This window comes from Candidatus Venteria ishoeyi, from assembly GCF_030378065.1.
Lineage (GTDB): Bacteria > Pseudomonadota > Gammaproteobacteria > Beggiatoales > Beggiatoaceae > Venteria > Venteria ishoeyi.
Map to the genome: position 1 here is coordinate 1 of NZ_JAUCGJ010000001.1, position 23,627 is coordinate 23,627.

Annotated in this window: 18 protein-coding genes; 8 read left to right on the top strand and 10 right to left on the bottom strand. The window is 44.6% G+C overall.

The window, feature by feature from the left end; all coding sequences use genetic code 11:
- Positions 1–145: 145 nt before the first annotated feature.
- Positions 146–1,699, bottom strand: coding sequence for a 2-isopropylmalate synthase (locus QUF61_RS00005; RefSeq protein WP_103922170.1), 1,554 nt, complete (start codon positions 1,697–1,699; stop codon positions 146–148).
- Between the two features lie 586 nt (positions 1,700–2,285).
- Between QUF61_RS00005 and QUF61_RS00010 the strand changes: the two genes are divergently transcribed.
- From QUF61_RS00010 to QUF61_RS00020, 3 genes are all read left to right on the top strand, one after another.
- Positions 2,286–4,358, top strand: a complete 2,073-nt coding sequence (locus tag QUF61_RS00010) for a pilin (protein WP_289679852.1) — start codon at positions 2,286–2,288, stop codon at positions 4,356–4,358.
- Between the two features lie 168 nt (positions 4,359–4,526).
- Positions 4,527–4,676, top strand: a complete 150-nt coding sequence (locus QUF61_RS00015; protein ID WP_177428666.1) for a hypothetical protein — start codon at positions 4,527–4,529, stop codon at positions 4,674–4,676.
- Positions 4,677–4,776: 100 nt separating this feature from the next.
- On the top strand, positions 4,777–5,175 hold the full coding sequence (locus QUF61_RS00020; RefSeq protein WP_103922168.1) for a hypothetical protein: 399 nt from the start codon (positions 4,777–4,779) through the stop codon (positions 5,173–5,175).
- 205 nt (positions 5,176–5,380) lie between these two features.
- Here QUF61_RS00020 and epmB read toward each other — a convergent pair whose 3' ends face one another.
- Complete coding sequence (gene epmB, locus QUF61_RS00025; protein WP_289679853.1) at positions 5,381–6,400, bottom strand: EF-P beta-lysylation protein EpmB; 1,020 nt, start codon at positions 6,398–6,400, stop codon at positions 5,381–5,383.
- A gap of 77 nt (positions 6,401–6,477) precedes the next feature.
- Between epmB and efp the strand changes: the two genes are divergently transcribed.
- The 3 genes from efp (at position 6,478) to QUF61_RS00040 (ending at position 8,117) form a co-directional block, all read left to right on the top strand.
- Positions 6,478–7,050, top strand: a complete 573-nt coding sequence (gene efp, locus QUF61_RS00030) for an elongation factor P (RefSeq protein ID WP_103922166.1) — start codon at positions 6,478–6,480, stop codon at positions 7,048–7,050.
- A 100-nt stretch (positions 7,051–7,150) separates the two neighbouring features.
- Positions 7,151–7,807 carry a ribose-5-phosphate isomerase RpiA gene (rpiA, locus tag QUF61_RS00035; protein ID WP_289679854.1) on the top strand — a complete coding sequence of 219 codons (657 nt, stop codon included), beginning with the start codon at positions 7,151–7,153 and terminating at the stop codon, positions 7,805–7,807.
- Position 7,808: 1 nt separating this feature from the next.
- Complete coding sequence (locus QUF61_RS00040; RefSeq protein WP_289679855.1) at positions 7,809–8,117, top strand: S24 family peptidase; 309 nt, start codon at positions 7,809–7,811, stop codon at positions 8,115–8,117.
- A 364-nt stretch (positions 8,118–8,481) separates the two neighbouring features.
- On the opposite strand, the gene QUF61_RS00045 is transcribed toward QUF61_RS00040, so the two are convergent.
- The 7 genes from QUF61_RS00045 to QUF61_RS00075 are packed head-to-tail and all read right to left on the bottom strand — an operon-like array spanning position 8,482 to position 15,470.
- Positions 8,482–9,870, bottom strand: a complete 1,389-nt coding sequence (locus tag QUF61_RS00045) for a sigma-54-dependent transcriptional regulator (RefSeq protein WP_289679856.1) — start codon at positions 9,868–9,870, stop codon at positions 8,482–8,484.
- 5 nt (positions 9,871–9,875) lie between these two features.
- The gene (locus tag QUF61_RS00050; RefSeq protein ID WP_103921770.1) at positions 9,876–11,516 is read right to left on the bottom strand and encodes a sensor histidine kinase; all 1,641 of its coding nucleotides are present in this window, start codon (positions 11,514–11,516) and stop codon (positions 9,876–9,878) included.
- A gap of 31 nt (positions 11,517–11,547) precedes the next feature.
- Complete coding sequence (locus QUF61_RS00055) at positions 11,548–13,140, bottom strand: leucine-rich repeat domain-containing protein (RefSeq protein ID WP_289679857.1); 1,593 nt, start codon at positions 13,138–13,140, stop codon at positions 11,548–11,550.
- Complete coding sequence (locus QUF61_RS00060; protein ID WP_289679858.1) at positions 13,137–14,030, bottom strand: SDR family oxidoreductase; 894 nt, start codon at positions 14,028–14,030, stop codon at positions 13,137–13,139. The genes QUF61_RS00055 and QUF61_RS00060 overlap by 4 nt, the downstream gene beginning before the upstream one ends.
- The gene (locus tag QUF61_RS00065) at positions 14,027–14,488 is read right to left on the bottom strand and encodes a hypothetical protein (RefSeq protein WP_289679859.1); all 462 of its coding nucleotides are present in this window, start codon (positions 14,486–14,488) and stop codon (positions 14,027–14,029) included. The genes QUF61_RS00060 and QUF61_RS00065 overlap by 4 nt, the downstream gene beginning before the upstream one ends.
- Positions 14,489–14,517: 29 nt before the next feature.
- Complete coding sequence (locus tag QUF61_RS00070) at positions 14,518–14,997, bottom strand: type II toxin-antitoxin system VapC family toxin (RefSeq protein ID WP_289679860.1); 480 nt, start codon at positions 14,995–14,997, stop codon at positions 14,518–14,520.
- Positions 14,994–15,470 (bottom strand): hypothetical protein, encoded by a 477-nt coding sequence (locus QUF61_RS00075; protein ID WP_289679861.1) that lies wholly within the window; start codon positions 15,468–15,470, stop codon positions 14,994–14,996. Before QUF61_RS00075 ends, QUF61_RS00070 begins: the two co-directional genes overlap by 4 nt.
- 151 nt (positions 15,471–15,621) lie before the next feature.
- On the opposite strand from QUF61_RS00075, the gene QUF61_RS00080 reads away from it, so the two are divergent.
- Both QUF61_RS00080 and QUF61_RS00085 read left to right on the top strand, forming a co-directional pair.
- Entirely contained in the window at positions 15,622–19,353 is a 3,732-nt protein-coding gene (locus QUF61_RS00080) for a Nudix family hydrolase (RefSeq protein ID WP_289679862.1), read from the top strand.
- A 13-nt stretch (positions 19,354–19,366) separates the two neighbouring features.
- Entirely contained in the window at positions 19,367–20,461 is a 1,095-nt protein-coding gene (locus QUF61_RS00085) for an EndoU domain-containing protein (RefSeq protein WP_289679863.1), read from the top strand.
- A 25-nt stretch (positions 20,462–20,486) separates the two neighbouring features.
- Here QUF61_RS00085 and QUF61_RS00090 read toward each other — a convergent pair whose 3' ends face one another.
- A complete protein-coding gene (locus QUF61_RS00090; protein ID WP_289679864.1) occupies positions 20,487–23,627 on the bottom strand; it encodes a cytochrome c3 family protein in 3,141 nt (1,046 codons plus the stop codon).

The following is a 23,627-nucleotide window of genomic DNA, read 5'->3' on the forward strand; positions in this document are numbered from 1 at the left end:
GTACAGCGAACACTAAGTTCACATAATAACTTTGAGCGTAGGACTGGCAGTCCTTTAAGGACTGCCAGTCCTGAAGTTATTATTTATTTTTACCAGTTACTGTACTAGATATAGTCGATCTTACCCAACTATAAACTTGCAGCGATCAAACATTATGCACTTGTGGATGGGTGCGAATCGCAGCATTCATCATCCGGTTCAGAGCATTAATATAGGCCTTAACCGAAGCGATGACAATGTCGGTATCCGCACCTTGACCCGTGATGATATTCCCTGCTTTTTCCAGACGTACACTGACTTCTCCCTGAGAATCCGTGCCATCAGTGACATTGTTAACAGAATATAATTGCAAGTGGCAGTTACTGCTCACAATCTGTTCAATGGCATTGTAGGCTGCATCCACCGGTCCGCTACCTTCAGCTTGTGCATTTTTTTCTTCACCATTAACATTTAACACCACTTTGGCTGAGGGCATTTCCCCAGTTTCAGAAATCACCCGTGAGGTGATTAATTCAATGGGTCCTTCATAATTGGTCAATGCGGTTTCACTGATCAAAGTCTGCAAATCATCATCATAGATTTCATGTTTTTTATCAGCCAATTCTTTAAATCGCGCGAAAGCTTTATTGAGTTCCGCATCGGACTCAAAATGATAATCCAACTCAGCAAGGCGCTGGGAAAATGCATTACGCCCGGAGTGCTTACCCAACACCATGCGATTGGCATTCCAGCCGACATCTTCTGCGCGCATGATTTCATAAGTTTCACGGTGTTTAATGACGCCATCCTGATGGATGCCTGATTCATGGGCAAAGGCATTGGCACCGACAATGGCTTTATTGGGCTGCACCGGGAAACCCGTGATACTGGAAACCAAACGTGAGCAGTTCAAGATTTGGGTAGTATCCAAATGATTAACCTGACAGTCAAACAAATCCTGTCGGGTACGCACCGCCATGACAATTTCTTCCAAAGCCGCGTTACCCGCACGCTCCCCCAAACCGTTGATAGTGCATTCCACCTGTCTGGCACCGTTGCTCACTGCCGCTAAGGAGTTGGCAACAGCCAGGCCTAAATCATTATGACAATGCACTGAAAAAATGGCTTTGTCAGAATTGGGGATGCGCTCTATCAAGGAATGAATTAAGCTGCCAAAACGATCCGGGAGGTTGTAACCCACGGTATCCGGCACGTTAATGGTGCCAGCCCCAGCATCAATTGCCGCTTCAATCACCCGGCACAAGAAATCTAATTCTGAACGTCCGGCATCTTCTGGAGAAAACTCAACATCATCGGTATAACGGCGGGCACGGGTTATGGCGTGTACTGCATGTTCTACCACCTGATCCGAACTCATGCGTAATTTTTTCTCCATGTGGATCGGAGAAGTCGCAATAAAGGTGTGAATCCGTGCGCTGTTAGCCGCTTTCAGGGCTTCACCGGCAGCGTCTATATCACGGTCTAAAGCCCGCGCCAAACCGCATACAGTGCTGTCTTTAACTTGTGCTGCCACCGCCGCCACGGATTCAAAATCACCGGGACTGGCGGCAGGAAAACCCGCTTCAATCACATTGACCCGCAATTTTTCAAGGGCTTTGGCAATCCGGACTTTTTCTTCTTTATTCATGGACGCGCCAGGGCTTTGCTCGCCATCGCGCAAGGTGGTATCAAAAATGATCAGGGAATCTTTCTGGCTCATGAGAACATGCTCCTGCAAAAGTAGGTTTTTTTAAATAATTTGGGATGTGCGTAAGCCCCGCCGGGATAGCTGTTTATATGCCCATCAGGGCAGCAGCGGATAAAGCAGCAGGAATGCCAGATGCAGACACACGCTTCCCATGCGCTGAGGATGCGCAAAGAAAAAGCCGGAAAACGTGTCATTTGAATTCATTGTGGTCACTTTATTTCAGAAAATTCATACTTGTTTTTTATGATAAGGTTAATTTTTTCATTTGCCAACCCTTAATTTGCCACCCCTTAATTTTTTCCTTATCGCCTGGATATTTCATGAAACAACCTCAATAAATTACAACGTATTGATATAATAAGGTTTTCAAATCATCTTTTAAAAAGCAAATTAGCAACAAATATTGTAAAATAAAAGCCTAAGCTGTGAAATGCTAAGAGGCTATCCGAGAACTCGGTTTTTTAGAAAATCAATTTTTTAACACATTGATAAATAATGGTTAAATTTAGCAAAATAATTGATTTTGCCATTCTCGGACAGGCTCGTGTTGGAGATGTTATCCATAAAACCATACGAAATATCAAGGAGCACATAAAAAATGAAAAAAATCACATTATTATTTTTAAGTTTTTATTTATTTCCTGTTTGGCTGAACGCTGCGCCAGCAACAAATACTGCCTATTTAATTCAACCAGCCAGTTTACGTACCCAATTACCGGCAGATAGCATCGCCTATTTACGCATTCCCGCGCCTTTAGGTTTAATGTCCATGCCCAAAGGCAATGCGCTGGATAAGGCATTAGCCAGCGCAGCGCACCAACAACAACTGAAACAATTGGTTGAGAGCCTGGATAAGCAAACGCTGCTGCAAAGTGAGCCATTATTACGTTTGTTATTGACCCAGCTACGCTCACCATTGGAAATGGTGGTATTGTTACCCCCGGCAGCACCACCAACCATGGCAAATATCCTGGCACGGATGCAAGTTAAGATCAGTTCAGTGGAAGAAGCTAATCAGTTATTACAAGCCATTGTTGACCAGGAACCCGCTTTGCAATTAGCAGAAGCTTTTGATAAGCAAGGCCGTGCTTTACTGAAAACAGATAGTTTGCCGATATTATTACGCTACCAACCAAAACAACAATACTTATATGTATTATCTGGTGTCGCGGCAACCCCCACAGCTTTTGATGAAATATTGGCAACACTCAAACCCATCACTGAACACCCCATGTATGCGTTAGAACAAGCAATTGACAGCAGTTATCAGGGCTTGTTTGTCTGGGTGGATATGCAACGGGTGTTGCCGATGGTTTCCGCATCCATGCCACCACAGGAACAGGCGCAATTACAACAAATGGGTTTATTAGAAACCAAAGCCATTGCGCTGGGTTATGGTTTCAGCAATCACAAAGGCCGCTTAAAACTATTAGTGGATGCGCCTAAAGCAGGCTTGCGTACACTGGTTCCCAAAATTAAAAATGAATTTGCCTTATACAGCGCAGGTAAACCCGGAGTGGTGGCAAGTCTGAATTTACCGCTGGCGCAATTGCAACAAAGTTTTGAACGCTTTGGCAAAGAAAACATGGCGCAATCTGGTGACTGGCAAGACTATTTAGAATTCAAACAAGATTACCAGAAAAATATGGGTATTTCCCTGGAAGAAACTTTACAAGCCTTTGGTTCAGAAATGATTTTCTTTACTGATGAGGCTGGAGAGTTTATTGCCATTAAATTGGCCGATACCAAAAAATGGCAACAGTTGCTGGATATATTTGTCAAAAAAGGCAATGCCATATATCAAACACACCGTGCTCATGGTCAAACCTGGCACCATTTGCAAATACCCTCATTCTTTGAAATGATTGATGAACCACTGGATTCAGATATTAGCTGGCTGGCTGACATCAAAGGCCATAGTTACTGGGTGGAAGAAAATGGCTATTTGATTTTTGCCCAGGTACCGCAGGCTTTATATGATCGTCAGGCCAGCAGTGATCACGTATTACTCAAAGATTGGCTGGAACAGGAACAAAGACAAGAAATTGATCACAGTCTATTACTGCTGTCCACGCAGTTTGATAAAACACCACGTTATCTCTATTACTTTTATTTGCAATTTTTGAATGTTATCGGTGATTTAACACACAGCCCGGTTGATTTGTTTACCTTGCCTTCAGCGCGGGAAGCCGGTCTGCCACAAGCAGGTAGCTACGGCCTGCAATTCTCAATGAGTGATAATTTAATTGGTGCGGAACTGGTATTTGAAAATAATCCGCTGGAAATTATATTAGGTATGTATCAGGGCAATACCATTGCTTTGGTTGGGGTGATGGCAGCAGTTGCCATACCGGCTTACAGTGACTATCTCAATCGTAGTAAAGTTGCTGAAGGCTTAGGCTTATTATATCGCTTAAAAACACCGGCAGAAGAATTTATGTTGGCAAAAAAATCCAATAAACTGCCCAGTGTAGAAGAAATCGGTGCTAAAACTTCCGGGAAATACGTCAGCCAGATTTATTTATTGGAAAATGGCAGTGGTTATGCTGCTGAGTTTTATGACAGTGCATTATCTGGACGTGTCATACTCAGCTATGATCCTGAGCAACAAACCTGGGACTGTTTTGGTGACGATATGAAGCCTTCATTCCTGCCAAAATCCTGTAAATGAGCAAGCAATTACAAGCACCTTCGCCACGCCCTGGAGAATGCGCGGCGGGGTGTGAAGTCCCTTGTAAGTCATGGCAACACTGCGCGACTCGCAAACATCCAAAAGTTAAGGGTAATCCCTGTACTTGCGGTATGCGGCAAACTGATTGTATTTGTGGTAAACCCAAAAATGTTGCCACGTAAATTCAGCATAAGCTTTATTCAGCACTTGCTGTATCGCCACCCTCAAGCCCTACGCACCCGCTATTCCCTGGGTGATTGCATGGTGTTAGATACCATTGAAAAAGGCTTGACGGCGTTAGGAGTGAGAATTTTATAACTTCAGAAACTGGGCTTATTTCATTCTCACTCCTTAATGACAGGGGTTGTCAAATAAAGCAAACATAAGTACATCATCAATAATCTATGGAGTAAAGATCATGTCATCAAAATCACAAGGCGGTGCCGGACGCTTTTTACTGGGTTTAGTGATGTTAATCATGGGCAGCTATTTGTTTCTTAACTCGATTCAGGTCATTAACCAGATGTCCTGGGGCATGAGTCTGTACTCTATGGGAAATTTTAAGGTCACGCCCGGACTAACCCTGGTGCCTTTTTTATTTGGTATTGGAATGATGTTTTATAACCCAAATAATGACTTAGGCTGGATTCTGGTCATTGCCACCATTATTATGATTTCTATTGGTGTAATCAGTAATTTGCAATTCAGAATGCACCGCATGAGTCTGTTTGAATTATTAATGATCCTGGGTTTGGCGGTTGGCGGACTGGGTTTGCTGCTCAGCGGTATACGCGGTATGTCGCGTTCAGAGGAATAAAAATAAACCTAGGAGGCTGTCCGAGAACAGAGGCCGTAGCGAGGGAAGGCTGGTTTGAGGCAGATTTTTTCATTATTTGAGGCGAATATTGGGTATATTTAACGAAAATAAGGGAGAAATCTGACCAAATCCAGCTTTTCCGCAGTAGGTCTTGTGTTTTCGGACAGCCTCCTAGAGACGTAGCAGTGCTACGTCTCTACACCTGTTAATACACGGGTGTTTTATAAGCTTTCCCCGCTTCTTCCCGTACTAAACGCGGCACCAGATAACCTGGCAGGGCTTCACGCATGGCTTTCATTAAGCTTAATGCCCGGGATTCGGCGACTTCAAAATGTGCTGCACCCTGCACCCTGTCTAATAAATGCAAATAATAGGGTAATACCTGTAACTCGCCTAAACGTGTATGCAGCGCAATTTGTGTTTCCGCTTGATCATTGACACCTTTTAATAAGACGGTTTGATTGAGCAAAGTACAATCTGCCTGACGCAGTTGCTGTAGTGCATTGGCACTGGTTTCATCCAGTTCATTGGCATGATTGCTGTGAATCACCATAAAAACCTGTAACCGACTCTCTTGTAAGCTGGATAACAAAGCATCGGTAATACGTGATGCCAATACCACGGGCAGGCGGGTGTGAATACGTAGGCGTTGAACATGTTTGATGGCAGATAAGGCTTGAATCCAGGCAGTTAAATGGGGGTCACTGAGCAATAAGGGATCGCCGCCGCTTAAAATCACTTCATGAATCTGTTTCTGAGCGCGGATTTGCGTTAGTTGCTGCTGCATTTCTGCATGACCGGTTTCCCCATAAGGATAACAGCGCCGAAAACAATAACGACAATGTAGTGCGCAAGCTCCTGTTACCAGCACCAGCATCCGGTGTTGATATTTCTGTAATAAAGCCGGACTTTGCCGTGCATTTAAGTCTCCCACGGGATCGGTATTAAAACCTGCTGCCCGGTTATTCTCCTCATCCAGCGGTAACACCTGGCGTAATAAGGGATCTGTGGGATCAGACTGGCGCATTTTTGCAACATATTCCAGAGGAACTTTTAAGCTGAATGTATTTGCAATATCAATCGGTAATTGCGTAGCACTTAAGCCTAAATGTTCAAGTAAGGTTTCCGGATTGCGGATAGCTTGCTGCAAACTACGTTGCCAACTGGCTGAAGCGTTGTTGTGAGAAAGCCCTGAAGACGCTTGGGAAGGCAATAAAATATCCATTTAAAAATTTTCCTGATTCAAACTGAGATTCTTTAGAGGTATCATAGGGGGTTTTATTTTTAACTCCAGGAATCAATATGGCAACTTATAGTACCAATGAATTTAAATCCGGTCTGAAACTCATGATCGATAATGACCCGCAAACCATTGTTGAAAATGAGTTTGTCAAACCCGGTAAAGGACAGGCATTTAACCGGGTTAAGCTGCGCAATCTCAAAACCGGGCGCGTGGTAGAGCGCACCTTTAAATCCGGGGAAAGCGTGGAAGGCGCAGATGTCATGGATACTGAAATGCAGTATCTGTACGAAGATGGCGAATTTTGGTATTTCATGGTGCCCGACACCTTTGAACAGTATTCCGCTGACGCCACAGCAATGGGAGACTCTGCTAAATGGCTCAAAGGTCAGGAAGAATGTCTGGTTACGCTGTGGAATAACGTACCCTTATCCATTACCCCCCCTAATTTTGTGGTGTTAAAAGTGACCCAGACTGATCCCGGTCTGCGTGGTGATACCGCCAGTGGCGGCACCAAGCCTGCGACTATGGAAACCGGGGCGGTGATTAAAGTGCCTTTATTTTTAGATGAGGGTGAACTGATTAAGATTGATACCCGTACCGGAGCCTATGTTTCTCGCGCCAAAGAAGAATAGGTAAAAGATGCAATCTATCCCTACTCGCCCTATAATATAGGGATTTAAAAATTTGTATTAAAATTCAGCGCTTAATTAAGCTGATAAACAGGAAATTGACATGACACCTGATGACAAGAAAAAACAGGTCGCTTTAGCCGCCCTGGAAACGGTTGAAATGGATACCATTATCGGTATTGGCACAGGCAGCACCGCAAATCATTTTATTGATGCTTTAGCGGGTATTAAACACAAAATTGAAGGCACGGTAGCCAGTTCCGAAGCCAGCGCAGAACGCCTGCGCTCACACGGCATTCCGGTACTGGAACTGAATAACGTCAATGAAATCTCGGTTTATGTTGATGGTGCTGATGAATCCAATAAGCATATGCACCTGATCAAAGGTGGTGGCGGCGCTTTAACCCGTGAAAAAATTGTTGCCGCTGCCAGTAAGCGTTTTGTCTGCATTGCCGATGACAGTAAATTAGTTGATGTTTTAGGCAAGTTCCCATTGCCAGTTGAAGTGATTCCTATGGCGCGTAGCTATGTGGCACGGGAATTGGTTAAACTTGGCGGCAAACCCATCTGGCGTGACAATTTTGTAACGGACAATGGTAATGTTATTTTAGATGTACATAATCTGGAAATCACCGACCCCATTGCTTTGGAAAATGAATTAAACGCTATTACCGGTGTGGTGACTAACGGTTTATTTGCACGTCGTGGTGCTGATATTTTGATGTTAGGCAGTGATAACGGTGTGAAGGTGATCGAATAAAATGTCAGAAGCCTGTGGTAATGAGCCATTCGCCCTGCAAGTGCTGGGTGACAGTATGGAACCTGAATTTAAGGATGGTCATATTATTGTGATTGATCCGGAAGCAGTGGTAAAAAATGGCGCTTATGTGTTTGCAGTTCATGATAAAGAATATATTTTTCGGCAATTACAGATTGAAGGCGAAAATTATTATTTGAAGCCGCTAAATGATAAATATCCCACATTGGAAATTTCAGGCCTGGATCAGGTGCAGGGCGTGATTATCCAGGGCGGCGGCGTGCGACGGCGGGATCGTAAAAAATATGAATAAGCTGTAATTGTCAAAACAAGCTTGCTGATGTACTACCCTATTATTTTGCCTTTACAGGGCTTATGCGCTAGGAGGCTGTCCGAGAACAGAGGCCGTAGCGAGGGAAAGCTGGTTTGAGGCAGATTTTTTCATTATTTGAGGCGAATATTGGGTATATTTAACGAAAATAAGGGAGAAATCTGACCAAATCCAGCTTTTCCGCAGTAGGTCTTGTGTTCTCGGACGGTCTCCTAGTAAAGACGTAGCAGTGCTACGTCTCTATGATTGGCGGTCACATAGCGAATAAAAGCGATCCCCCCTTACTTTGCTTTTTATCCTTAGCAAACAAATAATACGGGCACACTTCCGTAAACCGTAAACCATTTTACGGTTTTTTATCCAATTGCAATTTTTTCAAACGATAGCGCAAGGTACTGAAAGTCAGGCCCAAGAGTTTAGCTGCCTGAGTTTTGTTCCAGCGGGTTTGTTCCAGGGCTTTGAGTATGGTTTCTTTTTCAACATTATTCAGTAATGGATCCAGTGATGCATCACCTGTAGCCTGCTCATTGCTTGTCAACTGTTCCACATCAGAATGAATGACACAGGCGGTATAAAGCTCAGCTTCAGGCAGTTGTAAGTCTTCTGCCTCAATTTTATTGTCTTCACACAAGGTCATTGCCCGCTCAAGAATATTTTCCAATTCCCGGACATTGCCTGGAAAAGGATAGTTTAATAAGGCATCCATCGCGGCTGTGCTGAGGCTCGGCAAATGATTTTCCTGGTTATTGGTGTCTTGTAATGTCAGGCGCAAAAAAATATGTTCAATCAGGGCAGAAATATCATCCTGGCGTTCACGCAGGGGCGGCACATGCACTTCAATGACATTAATCCGGTAAAATAAATCCTGACGAAAATGCCCCTCTTGCACCAGTTTAACCAAATCTTTATGGGTTGCGCTGAGTATACGCACATCCACTGCAATTTCCTGTTGTGAGCCAACCGCACGTACTTTTTTCTCCTGAATTGCACGCAGTAACTTAACCTGCATCCCCAGGGGTAAATCTGCAATCTCATCCAGAAACAAAGTGCCACCTTGCGCTGCCTGGAATAAGCCGGGTTTATCGGCTAAAGCCCCGGTAAAACTGCCTTTTTTATGCCCAAAAAATTCACTTTCCATTAATTCGCTGGGAATCGCGCCGCAGTTCACCGGAATAAATGCATTATCACAACGTGCTCCCTGGCTGTGAATCAGGCGCGCAACCAATTCCTTGCCAGTACCGGATTCGCCACTGATATAAGCGGGAGCCTGACTTCTTGCTAATTTGGCAATGGTCTTTTTCAAGCATTGTATGGGTTGTGAGTTACCTGTCAGCATTGGGGTGTCAGGTAAATTGTGACGTAAATTCAATTTCAGCGCATTACTGGTGATATCCCGTAAACTTTTCAGGTTTACCGGTTTTGAGAGAAAGTCAAAAGCACCGGCTTTTAAGGCATTAATAGCGGTTTCCATACTGCCATAGGCAGTAATCACAGCGACCGGTATATGGGGGTGCTGTTGCTGAATATAACGCACTAATTCAATGCCATCACCATCGGGTAGTTTCATGTCGGTAAAACACAGATGAATTTCCCGGTTTTGTAAACAGCGTTGTGCGGTTGCGAGGTCTGCGGCGGTTAAACATTCAACAGGTGGCACCATACGGGCCAGGCTCAGACTCAGGGTTTCCCGAATATCCGGTTCATCATCAACAATTAAACAGCAAGGGGTATTCATGAATATCAGTTTCCATGATTTGTTTGAAAGACAACAAAATGGATGCGAAAACGACAACCTGTTTGACTGTTTTCGATCAGATCCAATACGCCGCGATTGACTGCGCATAATTCTCTTGCAAGATATAAACCCAGTCCCGTACCGTGGGTTTCGGTGGTAAAAAATGGTTCAAAAACTTGTTTTAAAACAGATTCACTCATACCTCGTCCATTGTCCTGTATGTCGAGATAAATGCGTTTAGCTTCAGGATTTTTGCCGCAAGTAATCGATAATAAGGGTTGTTTTTGGCTATAGCGCAATCCATTTTCGCATAAATTCCATAGCACCTGGTGTAATTGTATGGGATCAAAATCAATATGCAGTGGCTCAGTGCTGATATTTAATAAAATATCAGCATCACTGAGCTGATTTTGTTCTTTAAATTCAATAATAAAGTTTTCCAGCCAGCTATTGAGCAATAATTTCTGATTGTTACTTTCTTGCTGGCGACTCAGTTGCAGCACATTTTCAATAATCGTATTCACCCGCTGACAATGTTTTAAGATCATGCTGGATAAATCTTTATCTGCCACGCTTAAACCCGGTGATTCTTCCAGTAATTGTCCCGCCTGACTGATGGCAGCCAGAGGGTTACGCACTTCATGCGCAATACTGGCAGTTAAACGGCCTAATGAAGCCAGTTTTAATTGCTGTGCGCGTTGTGTGGTCAGGGTGGCATCTTCCAGCAGAATTAATGAGCTGACCGCACCTGCGCCATATAAGCGGGTGAAACTGGCAATCACTTCCACTTCTCCATGCTGTGGCTTAAATAATAAAGAAGCAGAGCGTCTGCCACGCCGCCAACTGCGCAGCGATTCTGCCAGTGAGGGCAATAACTCATTTAAGTTTTGTAACAGGGGGTTTGGAGCCAGCCCCAGCAAACGGATACTGGCTTCATTACATAGACGAACCTTACCCAGGGTATCTATCACCAAAATTCCGGTATGAATATGCTGCACAATCTGTTCATTTAATTGCGCCAGATGTTCAACATGGATACCGCGTTGTCGCGCCAGGGCTTCCGTAGTACGAATGCGTTGGCTGAGGATATGCACCAGAAGTGCAGAGGTGAAAAAAACTGCGCCTAACATGCCCGCCTGGGTATAACTGGTTTGCAGGAAAACATGATAAATACTGGCGTAGACTTCTTGCAGTAACACTGCAAGACTGGCAATAGCCGCAAAGAAAAATGCGGTGCGCCCTTCTGTCAGCATACTGCAACCAGCAATGGTGACCACCAGTAATACCCCGACACCACTGGTCAGACCACCGCTGGCATACATCAATAAGGTAATCGTTAAAATATCCCAGATACCCTGTAATAATACCTGTGCATTAAAATTCCACCACTGTAAATGGATTAAAATTTCGCTGATAAGCGTAAACAGAAAATAAACCGCAGCGACCACCAGATAAAGTTCAGGTTTATAACTGCCAAAAAAATTGGGCGCAACATTGGTGATATAGGTGGAAATAAACAAGGCCGACAGTACCAGACGGTACACATTAAACAGGCGTAATAATTTCCATTCTTTATTCTGCAATGGTTTTTTTTCTGGTGGCGGTGTATCAATATACGGCGGAGACGTAAAAGAAATAAAACTCACGAAATGCTGAACTCCTGTTTTGTATTTTGCATCATTCCTGATTTAATTCATCCACCCCAAACCAGGAAGCCCAGGCACGTAGCGCGGCATTTTTCAGGAGATTGTTTTCCATATCCAGATAGCGCAATGTAGCAGTGCCAGGCAGATTGCTGGGTAAGTTTCGCAGTTGGTTACTACTGAGATTCAGCCATTGTAAACGTGGCAGGATAAATAATTCTGCGGGTACCTGAGTCAGTTGATTGTTACTTAAATCCAGACGTTGCAGGTGATTTAACTGATTAAGGCACAAAGGATAAGTATGGAGCATATTGCCGTTGGCTTCCAGGGTATGCAGGTTTTGCAGTTCAGCCAGACTGGCAGGTAATTCACCCAGCTCATTATTACTGAGATCCAAACGCTTGAGCAAGGGCAAGGCATCCAGACAATCAGGGATATGATATAACTCATTACCGGCTAAGATAAAGCGGCGTAAATCAGGCAGTTTGATGTTTTTTGGCAGATTATTAAGCAGGTTATAACCTAAATCCAGGTGTTGCAGGGTATCCAGTTGAAACAGTTCCAGCGGTAGTTGCGCCAGTTCATTGCCATTAAAATCCAAACGCAATATCTGCCTGAGTTGTTCTATGCCTGCTGGCAACTGAGATATGGCGTTGTAGCTGATGTCCAAACGTTGCAGCTTGGGAAAATGAAAAATATCCTGCGCTAATTCAGTAAACAGATTATGGCTGAGATCCAGTTCAATCAGCGCAGACAGCTTTGCAATGCCGGTTGGGAGTTCGCTCAGTTCATTATCGTATAAATCCAGCCAGCGCAATCGCGTTAAGGCGTAACAGGCAGCCGGGAGTTCTGTAATCAGATTATTACTGAGATCCAGGCGTTGCAGTTGTTGCAGTTGACTCAGGCTTGTGGGCAGGATTTTTAGTTGGTTATCGTAAACATCCAGGCGTAGCAGTGCTTGCAGATCACCGATATTATCAGGCAGTTCAACTAAACGGTTATTATTCAGATTCAGGCGCTCTAAACATGTTAATGTGGTGATTGAGGCAGGTAGTTTTTTCAGGCCATTTTCACGCAACATCAAGTGTGTTAAATGTTTAAGCTGCCCGATGGCTTCCGGTAAAATCCCCAGCTCATTTTCATCCAGATTTAAATATACCAGGGCAGGCAAGGCAAAAAAACTGTCTGCTAAATGTGTCAGAAAATTACTGTTAAGATCGAGTTTTTGCAAGGATTGTAATTGACTTATCTCTGCGGGTATTTCATCAATGGCATTTTGTCCCAGCAAGAGCTGTTGTAGTGATGATAGGCGAAACAACACACTTGGGCATTCACGTAACTCATTGGATAATAAATTCAGTGATTCCAGTTGCTGTAGCTGTTGAAAATTGTCAGGGAGTTTTTTTAGATAATTATGACTGAGATTCAAGCTGCGCAAAGCGGGTAATTGACACACAACATCAGGTAATTCAAACAACATATTGCTGCTGAGATCAAGTTTTTCCAGATGTATCAGGCACGCCATTTCTTCAGGTAAGTCAATCAACTCCTGCCCCGCCAGATCCAGCTCAGTGCTTTGTTTTTGCTGTGCCTCTAAAATAGTTTGCAGTAATATTTTTTGATTCATAATTCGGTATTTGCTATGCAGGCAGCCAGCCCAGCCTTCAGGTTGGGGTATTGGAGCTGTATGCCCAATTGGGTGCACATTTTATGGTTAACAATACGTTTGGACTCTGCCAGATAACCCAGCATTTCCGGGCTGAGTTGGGTTTTTGCCAACTCAGCACTGATAGATGGAGGACGGGATAAGCCTACAGCATCAGCAACCTGGTTAAAATAGTCTGTCATAGTCGTTGGTGTCCCGTCACAAATATTATAAATTTCTGATTGTTTAGTGGCTTGTAACAGTACTGCCACACAGGCGCTGACCAAATCATCAACATGAATCCGGTTGCTGTAAGGTGCGATGCTTTCATCCAGAACAGGTAAGCCTTGTTGCAGCCGCTTGATGGGTAAACGCGCAGGGCCATAAATGCCGGGTACCCGGAAAATGCTAACCGGCACTTGTTGCTGCTGGCTCCATTGCTGTAGCTGCTGCTCAGCATCAACGCGCCGCCGCGCCCGATCAACACGGGGATTCAGTGGCTGCGTTTCATCAATCCAGTCCCCCTGACAATCGCCATAAGTACCGGTTGTGCTAATCAATAAAATTTGTGATGGCAATGTACTTTGCTGTTGCAGTGCCTGTAAAAAATGTGCCATACGCGGGTCGGTTTGCCCCTGCCTGGGGGGTGGCGCAAAATAGGCAAGTACAAAGCGGGACAAGTCAATACCGGACAATGCCGCTGCTAAACTAGCTGGCACATCGAGATCGCCAACCAGGACTTGTATGCCCAGAGCTTGTAGCTGGGACTGACTTTGCTTCCGGTGGCTGAGCGCAATCACCTCACCATATTGCATCCATTGTTGTGCCAGTTTTTGTCCGACATAACCGCAGCCGATAATTAGTATATTCATGGTTCAAGCATTTCAACACCGCCAAAACGAAAACTGTAAACGGCTTCATAGCGGTTCAGCGTATTGCTCAGTTCTTTATCACGCCGTGCATTACTATCCAGACGACGCACCAACACCGTATAAAACAAGCCGGATTCCAGTTTCTTGGCAGGTCGCAAGGCCTGCGCACCCGGTGGTATTTCACCATAACGGATAGGTGACTGGATACTGTTATCTGTTGTTGCGCTGAGCGTCCATATCAGGTTCTCGCCAGATAAGGTATTATCATCTTCCTCGTATTTCCCCTGGTAAACCCGCACTAACTGCGCCCCCTGCGGTTGCCATTGAATCAGCGGCATACCCTCGCGCTGCACCTGAATCAGTGGTTGCAAATCCTCATTATAAGGATTGACTGCAATGCAGCCATTTAATAAGAGCAACAGACCTGACAACAACAAATATTGCCTTAATTTAAACATAACGCTCATTTATCCTTTATAAAATATTTTTATGGTATAAAAATACCGGTTTCTTTTAATTGATTTTTCCATTGATTGTAATCCAATACCTTTATCCCTTGTCTTTCCGCTAAAGACAATGCTTTTTTGTCACGGCTGAAAAAGATCAATTTTTCAAAATGATATTCTATAGCATCGCTCTGACAAGCTTTTTTAATTTGCATCAGCGCATCTGCTTCTCCTGCATCCTGTGCTTTATTGCCAATAAGTAAGCTGATTTCATGTTGAGCAATGGTGATTGGGCAAATTTCCACATGATATTTTTTTTGTAGGGAATCCAGACGTTTTTCTAGTTTTTTAGTGTATTTATACGATAAAAACTCTTTTTTAACGGTTTCAGGAATCCAACAATGGGAATATTCTACTAATAAACGGCTGAAAACACGATGAAATAAGGCTTTATCAGTGTTATAAAATTCTTCAACAAGATGAATCAGAATATTAGTATCCAGAATCAATAATGCTCTCATTTTTTATTTATTGAAGAAAATAAGATGATGCCTGCTATTAATAAACCACCTGCAATTAACAATTTCATATCATCATTTTGGGGTGGCTGTCTATCTTGTACTGGCTGTAATCTTTTGGCAAAGTTTTGTGCCATCACTGCTAAATTATCCAGGTTGCCTTTGGTATAATGAATAGACTCAGTAGCGGATAGTAATCCCTTAAAATCAGGTGGTATCAAACAAACCGGCTTAATACCTTTTTGAATCAATGTCTGCATTTCAAATTTACTCTTTTCATCTATTATTAAAGCATCACACGCAATAAACAAGGCTGCTTGCGTTTGTTGTAATTGTTGGGATATTTGCTCCTCATTGCGTCCAAAATGCTTGGCAAGTACCTGTATACTTTGTCCTTCTCCAGCAGCCAGTGCCTGCACTCTGACTGCAATATCAGCGGCAGTAAAATCATCTTTAGGATAAAAAATAGTTAGCATGGTTTCGTTTCCTGTAATGCAGATGAAGAGGAATTATAACGATTTTAGTCAGGATTTCACGAAATCCTGTCAAAAACCGTTATAATTTCAGCAAAACACCCTACCCGTCAAGTCTTAATCCTTGGTAATAGAGACCAGCCTGGAACCCTGTATGCAAATTGAATTAATGCATCTTATCGCATTGGTTATCGGTATTTTATTCTTTTCTACCTGGTTAACCTGGCGATTTGCCACAATTGCCTGTCAGCAACAGCTCAATAAACAAATTAATCAAGGGGTTAAGGAAAACCAGAACTTACAAGATCGTATTACCCATAATGCCTTGATAAATGGCATTGCCCGTTATCTGCTGACCCAGCAGATGGGTGAGGCCTTAAATTTTACCATCGCCAAAATCGGCAAAACACTGGCAGTCGATAGGTGTTATATCCTGACTTATTATGATCGCCAGCGCCGCTTTAAGTTGACCCATGAATGGTGTGCATCCGGTGTGCAATCTTTTTTACAGGAACTCAAAAACCTGCCACTGAGTATTGATGATTATAAACATGCACACCAGGCTTTATTACAGGGCGAGGCATTCAGTTGTCAACAAGTCAGCCTGTTGCCGGAAGCGGCCAGCAAACTGCGCACGATGCTGGAAGTGCAATCCGTGCAATCTTTTTTACTGGTGCCGATGATGATGCCAGATGGCCCGGTGGGGTGTATTGGTATTGATGCAACGCAACAGGAGCGTCGTTGGAGTCAGGAAGACATTGAAACCTTAAGTCGTATCGGTGAACTTTTGGCAGTTGCAAAAACCCGGCAAAAAATGGAGCAGGCACTGCGGGAAAATGAATTTCGCTTAAAAGAAGCGCAGCGTATTGGTCAGACTGGGCATTTTTATTGGAATATTCACACGGAAAAGGGTTATTGGTCTGAACAGGTTTACCATATTTGTGGTTTACCGCTGGATTTTGAAAAAAATCCCTTACTCAAAGTTTTACATTTCCAGGATAATCAGATTTTACAAAAGTCCGTACTGGAAGCCATTACCCAACGCCGCACGGTCGATTGTGAAGTGCGCTTGCATCCACCCGATAAAAGTCTGCGTTATGCCGGTTTATACCTGGAGGTACAATATGATGGCAAACAAAACCCGGTCACGATTGCTGGCACGATACAGGATTTAACCGCCTCCCGTCAGGCAGAAATGGATTTGCGCCTTGCCCGTGATGAAGCCGCCCGCGCCAATCGTTTTAAAAGTGAATTTATTACCAATATGAGCCATGATATTCGTATGCCCATGCATACGATTATCGGTATGACGCACCTGGCGCTGCACAGCCATTTAAGCAACCAGCAAGCCGATTATCTCAATAAGATTCAGCAATCGGCTTACCATTTACTGAATATTTTTAACAATCTGATCGACTTTTCCCAGACTGAAACCCAAACCCTTAAGCTGGAGCATATTGACTTTCGGCTGGATGATATGTTGAATAATCTTGCGCAATTATTGTTGCCGATTGTCACTAAAAAACAAATCCAGTTACAATTCTCCTGCACTGAAAATGTACCACGTTCACTCAATGGTGATCCCTTGCGACTGGGACAAATTTTATTAAACCTGATTGACACATTGTTAAAATTTACACCACATCAGGAAAAAATACAGATTAGCACCCAATTAAAACAAGCTGATGAGCAACAGATTGTTTTGCAGTTTATTATTAAAAATAAAATCATAGATAGCAAACTCAAGCCCTTGAAATCCTTGTTTGATTTATTTCTCTCCAGTCAGATGCAGTCGGGTGAACACATGACGGGCGCAGGCTTGAGTATGATTTTAAGTCGACGTTTAATTGAAATGATGGGGGGAGAAACACAAGCGCCAACGCAGCAGGAAACTGCATTTTGTTTTTCAATTGTCCTGCAACGGGCACAACAAAAATTGGATAAAACACAAATCACAGCGAACTTTAATGAAAAGCTGCCTCAACACCCGCATGTGCAGTCACATACTTATTCAGATTTGGATTTGTCGCTGGAACACTGTTTTGAAATGGAACCGGATACCAATGGCAGCTTGCATGAATTACAAGATGACTGGCAACTTAAGGCCATTACCGGTGCGCATGTCTTACTGGTTGAAGATAACCGGGTAAATGAACAGGTTGCCAGAGAGCTATTGGAAATTGCTGGACTGAAAGTGAAATCAGTCAACAATGGGCCGGAAGCCTTGCGCGCCATTGCAGAAATTCCGTTTCATCTGGTGCTGATGGATATTGGTCTGCCGGATATGGATGGTTATGAAATCACCATGCGTATTCGGCATGATACCCGCTTCCAGCACCTGCCGATTATTGCAACCACTGCTTATGCCTTGCCTGAAGACATTGAAAAGTGCCTGGCTTGTGGCATGAATGATCATCTGGCAAAACCCATCAGGCCGAAAGCACTGAAACATATTCTGGTGCGCTGGATTCCTCCACTGCATGTATTAGCGCACTGTAAACAGTTCAATGATCCCGCGCATTCCATTCCCTTACCACCGCAATTACCCGGTATTAACTTGCAAATGGCATTAGAGGAAATGCCGGGAGAGTCACAAACACTTTGTCATTTATTACAACAGTTTTACCAGAATCATTATGCTTATCTGGAGCGTCTGGAATCTGCAATTTTATGGCATGACAAACCCGCCATACAAACCATGACCCAGCAACTGGAAGCACTGACGACAAAAATTGGTGCACAGGATTTACAGCAAGCTGCCAGAGCCTTGCAACAACACAGTCAGCAGACAAGTCAAGCAATCTCATTGGAAGATGTGCAGTGGCAGACATTCGCAAATACTTTCCACACAGTTTTCAAATCATTGCGCATCCTGCTGTTTTCTAATCACAATGGCCTGAAGCAAACCGATTTGCCGCAATTACTGTCTGAACGCCGACATTTACATGTGGTTGCTGGCGTGGTGTACAACCCTCAGCAACAAATACTCTTAGCCCGTCGTCACCATCATCAGGAGCAAGGGGGATTATGGGAGTTTCCCGGTGGTAAACGTGAAACCGGAGAAGCCCCTTTTTCCGCCCTGCAACGGGAATTTCAGGAAGAAATTGGTATTCACATCAAACAAGCCAGACCTTTAATTCGGATTTTCCATGATTATCCTGAAAAATCTATTTTATTGGATGTCTGGCAGGTTGAAGCCTGGAAAGGTACGGCGCAAGGATTGGAAGCACAGGAAATCAAATGGGTGGCACCCACGCAATTACATTATTTTAATTTCCCTGCCGCCAATCAACCGATATTACGCGCCATAGAATTACCGGATCGTTATCTCATTACCCCTGAACCTGACAGTCTTTATAATATAGAACGCTTTATGCAGCATCTGGAAAACTCGCTGAAATCCGGTGTGCGCTTGGTGCAACTGCGCAGTAAATACTTATCCGCCACAGATTATCAACAATACGCGGAGCGGGTTTTTGAGTGTTGTCAGACTTATCAGGCTAAGTTATTACTCAACCAGATACTAGTGGAAAAAGATGCCGTTCCTGCGCATGGTCTGCACTTGAATGGTCAGCAATTACAACAATGTGACAGCCGCCCTATACCTGAGAGCCAATATTTATCTGTTTCCTGTCATAAACTGGAAGATATTTATAAAGCCAACCAACTCAATGCGGACTGTCTGTTATTATCCCCCGTCAAGGCTACCGCTTCACATCCTGATGCCAGTCCGATTGGCTGGTTGCATTTTATGAAATGGGTGGAAGCCGCACATTGCCCGGTATATGCCTTAGGGGGTATGCAAACTAAACACATCCCCATTGCCTGGGCTCATGGCGGACAGGGCATTGCTGCAATTCGGGGGCTTTGGAATGGCGAAGCTTAAAAAAGGAAACAAGATGTTGCAAATAAAAACTCAAAAATTACTGACGCATATTTTATACCTGGCTTTATTGTTGATGTTCCCGATAGAGAATCAGGCACAGGTCAATTTTGAACAACCAGCACATTTTAAGCTGCTGCATTCCTGTCCGGCATTTAACTCAATCCGCAAACAGAGTGGCGCGGTTAATTTGAAAGTGGGGCAAACCTATGCAGCTTATGCTGAAAACAAAGCCTCAGGCGCAACGCATGTCTATATTGATGTCAAGGGAAAACGTAAATGGTTATCTCTGGATTGTGGTGAGTATCTGAAGCAAAAACCAATATTGAGCCAACGCCCAAATACCAGGATACCTGCTGGTACTGACTGCCTGCCTTTTTTTGATAACAAAGATAACTTTATCAAAACAGGTGTTGGTGGCAGAGTGGATATGACGCCCCCTGCACCAAAAATTGAGGCTTTTGGCAAAGCACTGAATCAGGTTTGTGGTACAGCAGGCAAAAAAACCAGTAGGGCAGAATTTAAGCGTTTATTACAAGCGCATCCTCAGGTATTAACTGAGCTGATGGTTTATACGGGTGGAAAGGTATTTGCCGGACGCGCAGTACATCAGGACAGCAAGACTTATCTGGATGATTTGACGGAGGCCTGGTATACCGTCCATGCTTTTGATCATATATTTTGTGGCGAGCCAAAATCTGGCAAGGCGATTGGTGGCTTGCATTATCATGGGCGCTACCAACAATTACAGGCCAACGGCGAAGCCTGCCGCCTACCCAATTTTAAACGCAATGAAGTGATACCCGGCAGTGTTTATACGATGGGCGTGCGCATGAAACGCGCTGATGGCGGTTGGGCACAGTTTCCAATCAAAGGCTATGGCCTGACTTTGAGTGCCAGGGATATACTAAAACTGGTTACTCGCGCTTTTGTGGACAATCCCACGAACAGTCGTAACAGCACTGCTTGCATGCTGGCAATAAAAGATGGCGATATTAATTATAAAACCGTGTTTGTGCGCAGAGCTACGGGCATACGTACATTTTTCCCCGATGCCACGCCAGATTTCAGGCGTAATTCAGCCTGTAAAACACCGTTGATTTTAGAGTGAAAATACAAATAAGGCTTAAAAAATCTTATTTCAAATAATCCACTCCCATTCCCCGACTGCGTTCATGGTGATAAAACTGGTACTTCAAACGGCTTTCCAAACCATGACAATCCATACAAAAGGTTTTATTAACATCAGATTGGCGTAAAAAGCTGTTATTTATATCACCGTTTAGATCCTTGGTAATGGCGCTGAGTTGATGTAGCGTTTTGGAGGATTCTCCATCCCAATGATGCGGCGCGTGGCAGGTGATGCAGGCAATACGTCCAAAGCGGCTGATTTTTTCCTGTTCATCCAGCAGGGGCAGTATTTTCGGATCTGAGCGCAAGACAAGATCCTGATAAGGGTGGCTGAATAACTTAATCGTTTTAGTTTCAGCACTTTGTTTGTCGCTGTGACAACTCAGGCAGAGTTTATCGCGCATCAGCAGTGAATCCCCGCCCTCTATTTTCGGTTCAAAGTGCTTACCGATGTAAAGAAATGGCCATTCAGGCGAAGCTTGATGGAGGCTGTGACAAGTACCGCAGGCTCCGGCCTGGGCGGGTTTTTGTTCCAACTGATTAAGGCTGTCGCTGGCGGTGACTTTGAGGTGATGATCCGAGGCTAATACTGCTTGTTGTTGAGGGTGACAGGCGGCGCAGAGTTGGCCCTGGTGATGATCTTCAACCAGTGCCGGGGTATTCTTTTTGCCTTGATGAGTGGCGTGGCAGCTATTGCAATCCACGCGCTTAATTTTTTTACCTGCCAGGGTGACTTCTTCATCCAAAGTCATGTTCACAGGATGAATGCCCTGGGTTTTGGCTGTTTCCTTATCCTTGGCATATTGGCGTTCATGGCAGGTTTGGCACAGGCTTTGTTGATCCTTGACTGCGCTGGTGAGCAAAGCACTGTCTGCCAGACTTTGATGGGGCTGGTGGCAGGTGTCGCAAGTCAATTGAGTGATTTTTTGTTCACCCAGTTGGACGGGTTTGTCCAATGCTAACTCCGCTGGATGCTGGCCTTTGCGGCGCGCCTGTTTGGCATCAGCATTGGTTTGTTGTTGATGGCAAGACTGGCAAAGCTTGGGGCTGGGCATGATTAATAAGCGGGTATCCGCTTTGCCGCCGTGGGCTTGATGACAGGAGCTGCAAATAAGTTCCTTATCTTTACCCAGACGTGCGCCTTGTTGTTCCAGTTCAGCAGGCAGTCCGGTGTATAAATCAGGATTCTGGGTGTAATTTTTATCCCCCACAGTGGGCGGTTTTTGCAGGCGTATACCTATGGGATGATTCAAACCGTGCTGGTTTTGTTTGGCCTTAGTATTGGTTTGTTGTTGATGACAAGACAAACAAAGTTGGGTTTCGGGAGCGACTAATGAACGGGTGTCAACTTCACCCCTGTGGAGTTGATGGCAGGAGCTGCAAATAAGTTCCTTATCTTTACCCAGACGTGCGCCTTGTTGTTCCAGTTCAGCAGGCAGGCCGGTGTATAAATCAGGATTCTGGGTGTAATTTTTATCCCCCGCAGTGGGCGGTTTTTGCAGGCGTATGCCTACAGGATGATTCAAACTGTGCTGGTTTTGTTTGGCCTTAGCATTGGTTTGTTGTTGATGACAAGACAAACAAAGTTGGGTTTCGGGAGCGACTAATAAGCGGGTATCAACTTCGCCGCCGTGAATTTGATGACAGGTCGCACAAATGAGTTGTTTTTTCTCTCCCAGACGTGCGTTCTGTTGGCTGAGTTCAGTGGGCAGACCTGTGTATAAGTCAGGGTTTTGGGTATAATTTTTATCCCCCGCTGTGGGCGGTTTTTGCAGGTGTATGCCTACGGGATGATTCAAACCCTGCTGGCTATTATCATCATAGTCTTTATGACATTGATGACACAAAGAACCGTCCTTATTGGCAACCCGCATCCAGGCATTTTCATGGCCTTCATGTACTGCCAATACATCTTCATGAATGGCGTGGGGGGTATGGCAACTGCCGCAGTAAAGTGTATCGCCATCATCAGTTTTTAGCTGTGGAAAGGCCTTGGGTAATGGTGCTTCTCTGGGTTTGTCCGCTGGCGATGAATGCGGATGCTGCTCACCGTGACCAATACGGGCGCGTGAGTCGATCACCGCGCCATGATGACAGCTATAACACATTGCTTCTGTAGCTACAGGTAACACGGGTTGCGGTTTGGAAAAAGTATAGTTCTGCGACCAGGATAAGTGACAGGTCAGGCAGTTTTTACGCGATAACTTGGCTTTAGCATTTGTTGGGATTACTGGATTTTTGCCAATCTGTACATCATCCAGACTGAGAATAACCACCTGATTGCGGCGGGCTTCAACGACATACAGCCTGCCTTGTTGATATTGCAGGCCGACAGGACTGTCGAACAGAATGTTCTGGCCTTGCGAATCTTGCAACCAGCCTTGAAACTGGCGTTGTACAAATACAGCGACCTGACCGGTGTAACTGTCGCTGACAAACAAACGCGCATTGTCATCAAGCGTAATGCCATTGGGACGAATGAGTCCACCCTCTGCAAGACCAAAGCGACTGATAAGGCCAAAACCATGTCCCAGCAGGTTAAAGAGTTTAACGCGGCTGTTGAGCACATCCACGGCATAAATATAGTCGTCTTTATCCAGAGCGAGCATAAAGGGGAAGTTAAAATCTGCTTTGCCTTCACCGCGCTGCCCCCAGCAGGTTTTGGTTTTGCCGCTTTGACTGTTGGTACGACATAGACGATGGTGGCGGCGATCACTCCAGATGATTTGCTGATCTTTGACTAGCAGGGCTACAGGCTGCGCTGCAACTTGTTCAAGCATGGGCAAGTGGATATGGCGCTGGAATCTCCCTTGCAGATCAAAAATACTCAGGCGATGATTACCGGTATCGGCAATGTAGATTAGCTGGTCACTGATGTGAATATCCATCGCCAACCGCAACTGGCCTTCTTTGCTGCCAGGGCTGCCAAATTGAAAAAGCCGTTTTCCCTGGGCATCAAACACCACCACCCGACCTCGTACCCCATCAAGCACATAGGCTTGTCCCTGCTTATCAAGGGCAATGGCGCTGGGCTGATCAAAATCAGTGCGCAGCCATGTGGTGGATGCAGGGAAAGCACTGACAAGCTGACTGAGAAGGAGAAATCCCAGGCACAAGCCAGTCAGGAGATATTTGGATACAGGCAT

Bases quoted from the DNA above. Each gene is read 5' to 3' on its own strand.
- QUF61_RS00005 (WP_103922170.1), bottom strand. From the start codon at position 1,699: ATGAGCCAGAAAGATTCCCTGATCATTTTTGATACCACCTTGCGCGAT.
- QUF61_RS00010 (WP_289679852.1), top strand. From the start codon at position 2,286: ATGAAAAAAATCACATTATTATTTTTAAGTTTTTATTTATTTCCTGTT.
- QUF61_RS00015 (WP_177428666.1), top strand. From the start codon at position 4,527: ATGTTGCCACGTAAATTCAGCATAAGCTTTATTCAGCACTTGCTGTAT.
- QUF61_RS00020 (WP_103922168.1), top strand. From the start codon at position 4,777: ATGTCATCAAAATCACAAGGCGGTGCCGGACGCTTTTTACTGGGTTTA.
- epmB (WP_289679853.1), bottom strand. From the start codon at position 6,400: ATGGATATTTTATTGCCTTCCCAAGCGTCTTCAGGGCTTTCTCACAAC.
- efp (WP_103922166.1), top strand. From the start codon at position 6,478: ATGGCAACTTATAGTACCAATGAATTTAAATCCGGTCTGAAACTCATG.
- rpiA (WP_289679854.1), top strand. From the start codon at position 7,151: ATGACACCTGATGACAAGAAAAAACAGGTCGCTTTAGCCGCCCTGGAA.
- QUF61_RS00040 (WP_289679855.1), top strand. From the start codon at position 7,809: ATGTCAGAAGCCTGTGGTAATGAGCCATTCGCCCTGCAAGTGCTGGGT.
- QUF61_RS00045 (WP_289679856.1), bottom strand. From the start codon at position 9,870: ATGAATACCCCTTGCTGTTTAATTGTTGATGATGAACCGGATATTCGG.
- QUF61_RS00055 (WP_289679857.1), bottom strand. From the start codon at position 13,140: ATGAATCAAAAAATATTACTGCAAACTATTTTAGAGGCACAGCAAAAA.
- QUF61_RS00060 (WP_289679858.1), bottom strand. From the start codon at position 14,030: ATGAATATACTAATTATCGGCTGCGGTTATGTCGGACAAAAACTGGCA.
- QUF61_RS00065 (WP_289679859.1), bottom strand. From the start codon at position 14,488: ATGTTTAAATTAAGGCAATATTTGTTGTTGTCAGGTCTGTTGCTCTTA.
- QUF61_RS00070 (WP_289679860.1), bottom strand. From the start codon at position 14,997: ATGAGAGCATTATTGATTCTGGATACTAATATTCTGATTCATCTTGTT.
- QUF61_RS00075 (WP_289679861.1), bottom strand. From the start codon at position 15,470: ATGCTAACTATTTTTTATCCTAAAGATGATTTTACTGCCGCTGATATT.
- QUF61_RS00080 (WP_289679862.1), top strand. From the start codon at position 15,622: ATGCAAATTGAATTAATGCATCTTATCGCATTGGTTATCGGTATTTTA.
- QUF61_RS00085 (WP_289679863.1), top strand. From the start codon at position 19,367: ATGTTGCAAATAAAAACTCAAAAATTACTGACGCATATTTTATACCTG.
- QUF61_RS00090 (WP_289679864.1), bottom strand. From the start codon at position 23,627: ATGCCTGTATCCAAATATCTCCTGACTGGCTTGTGCCTGGGATTTCTC.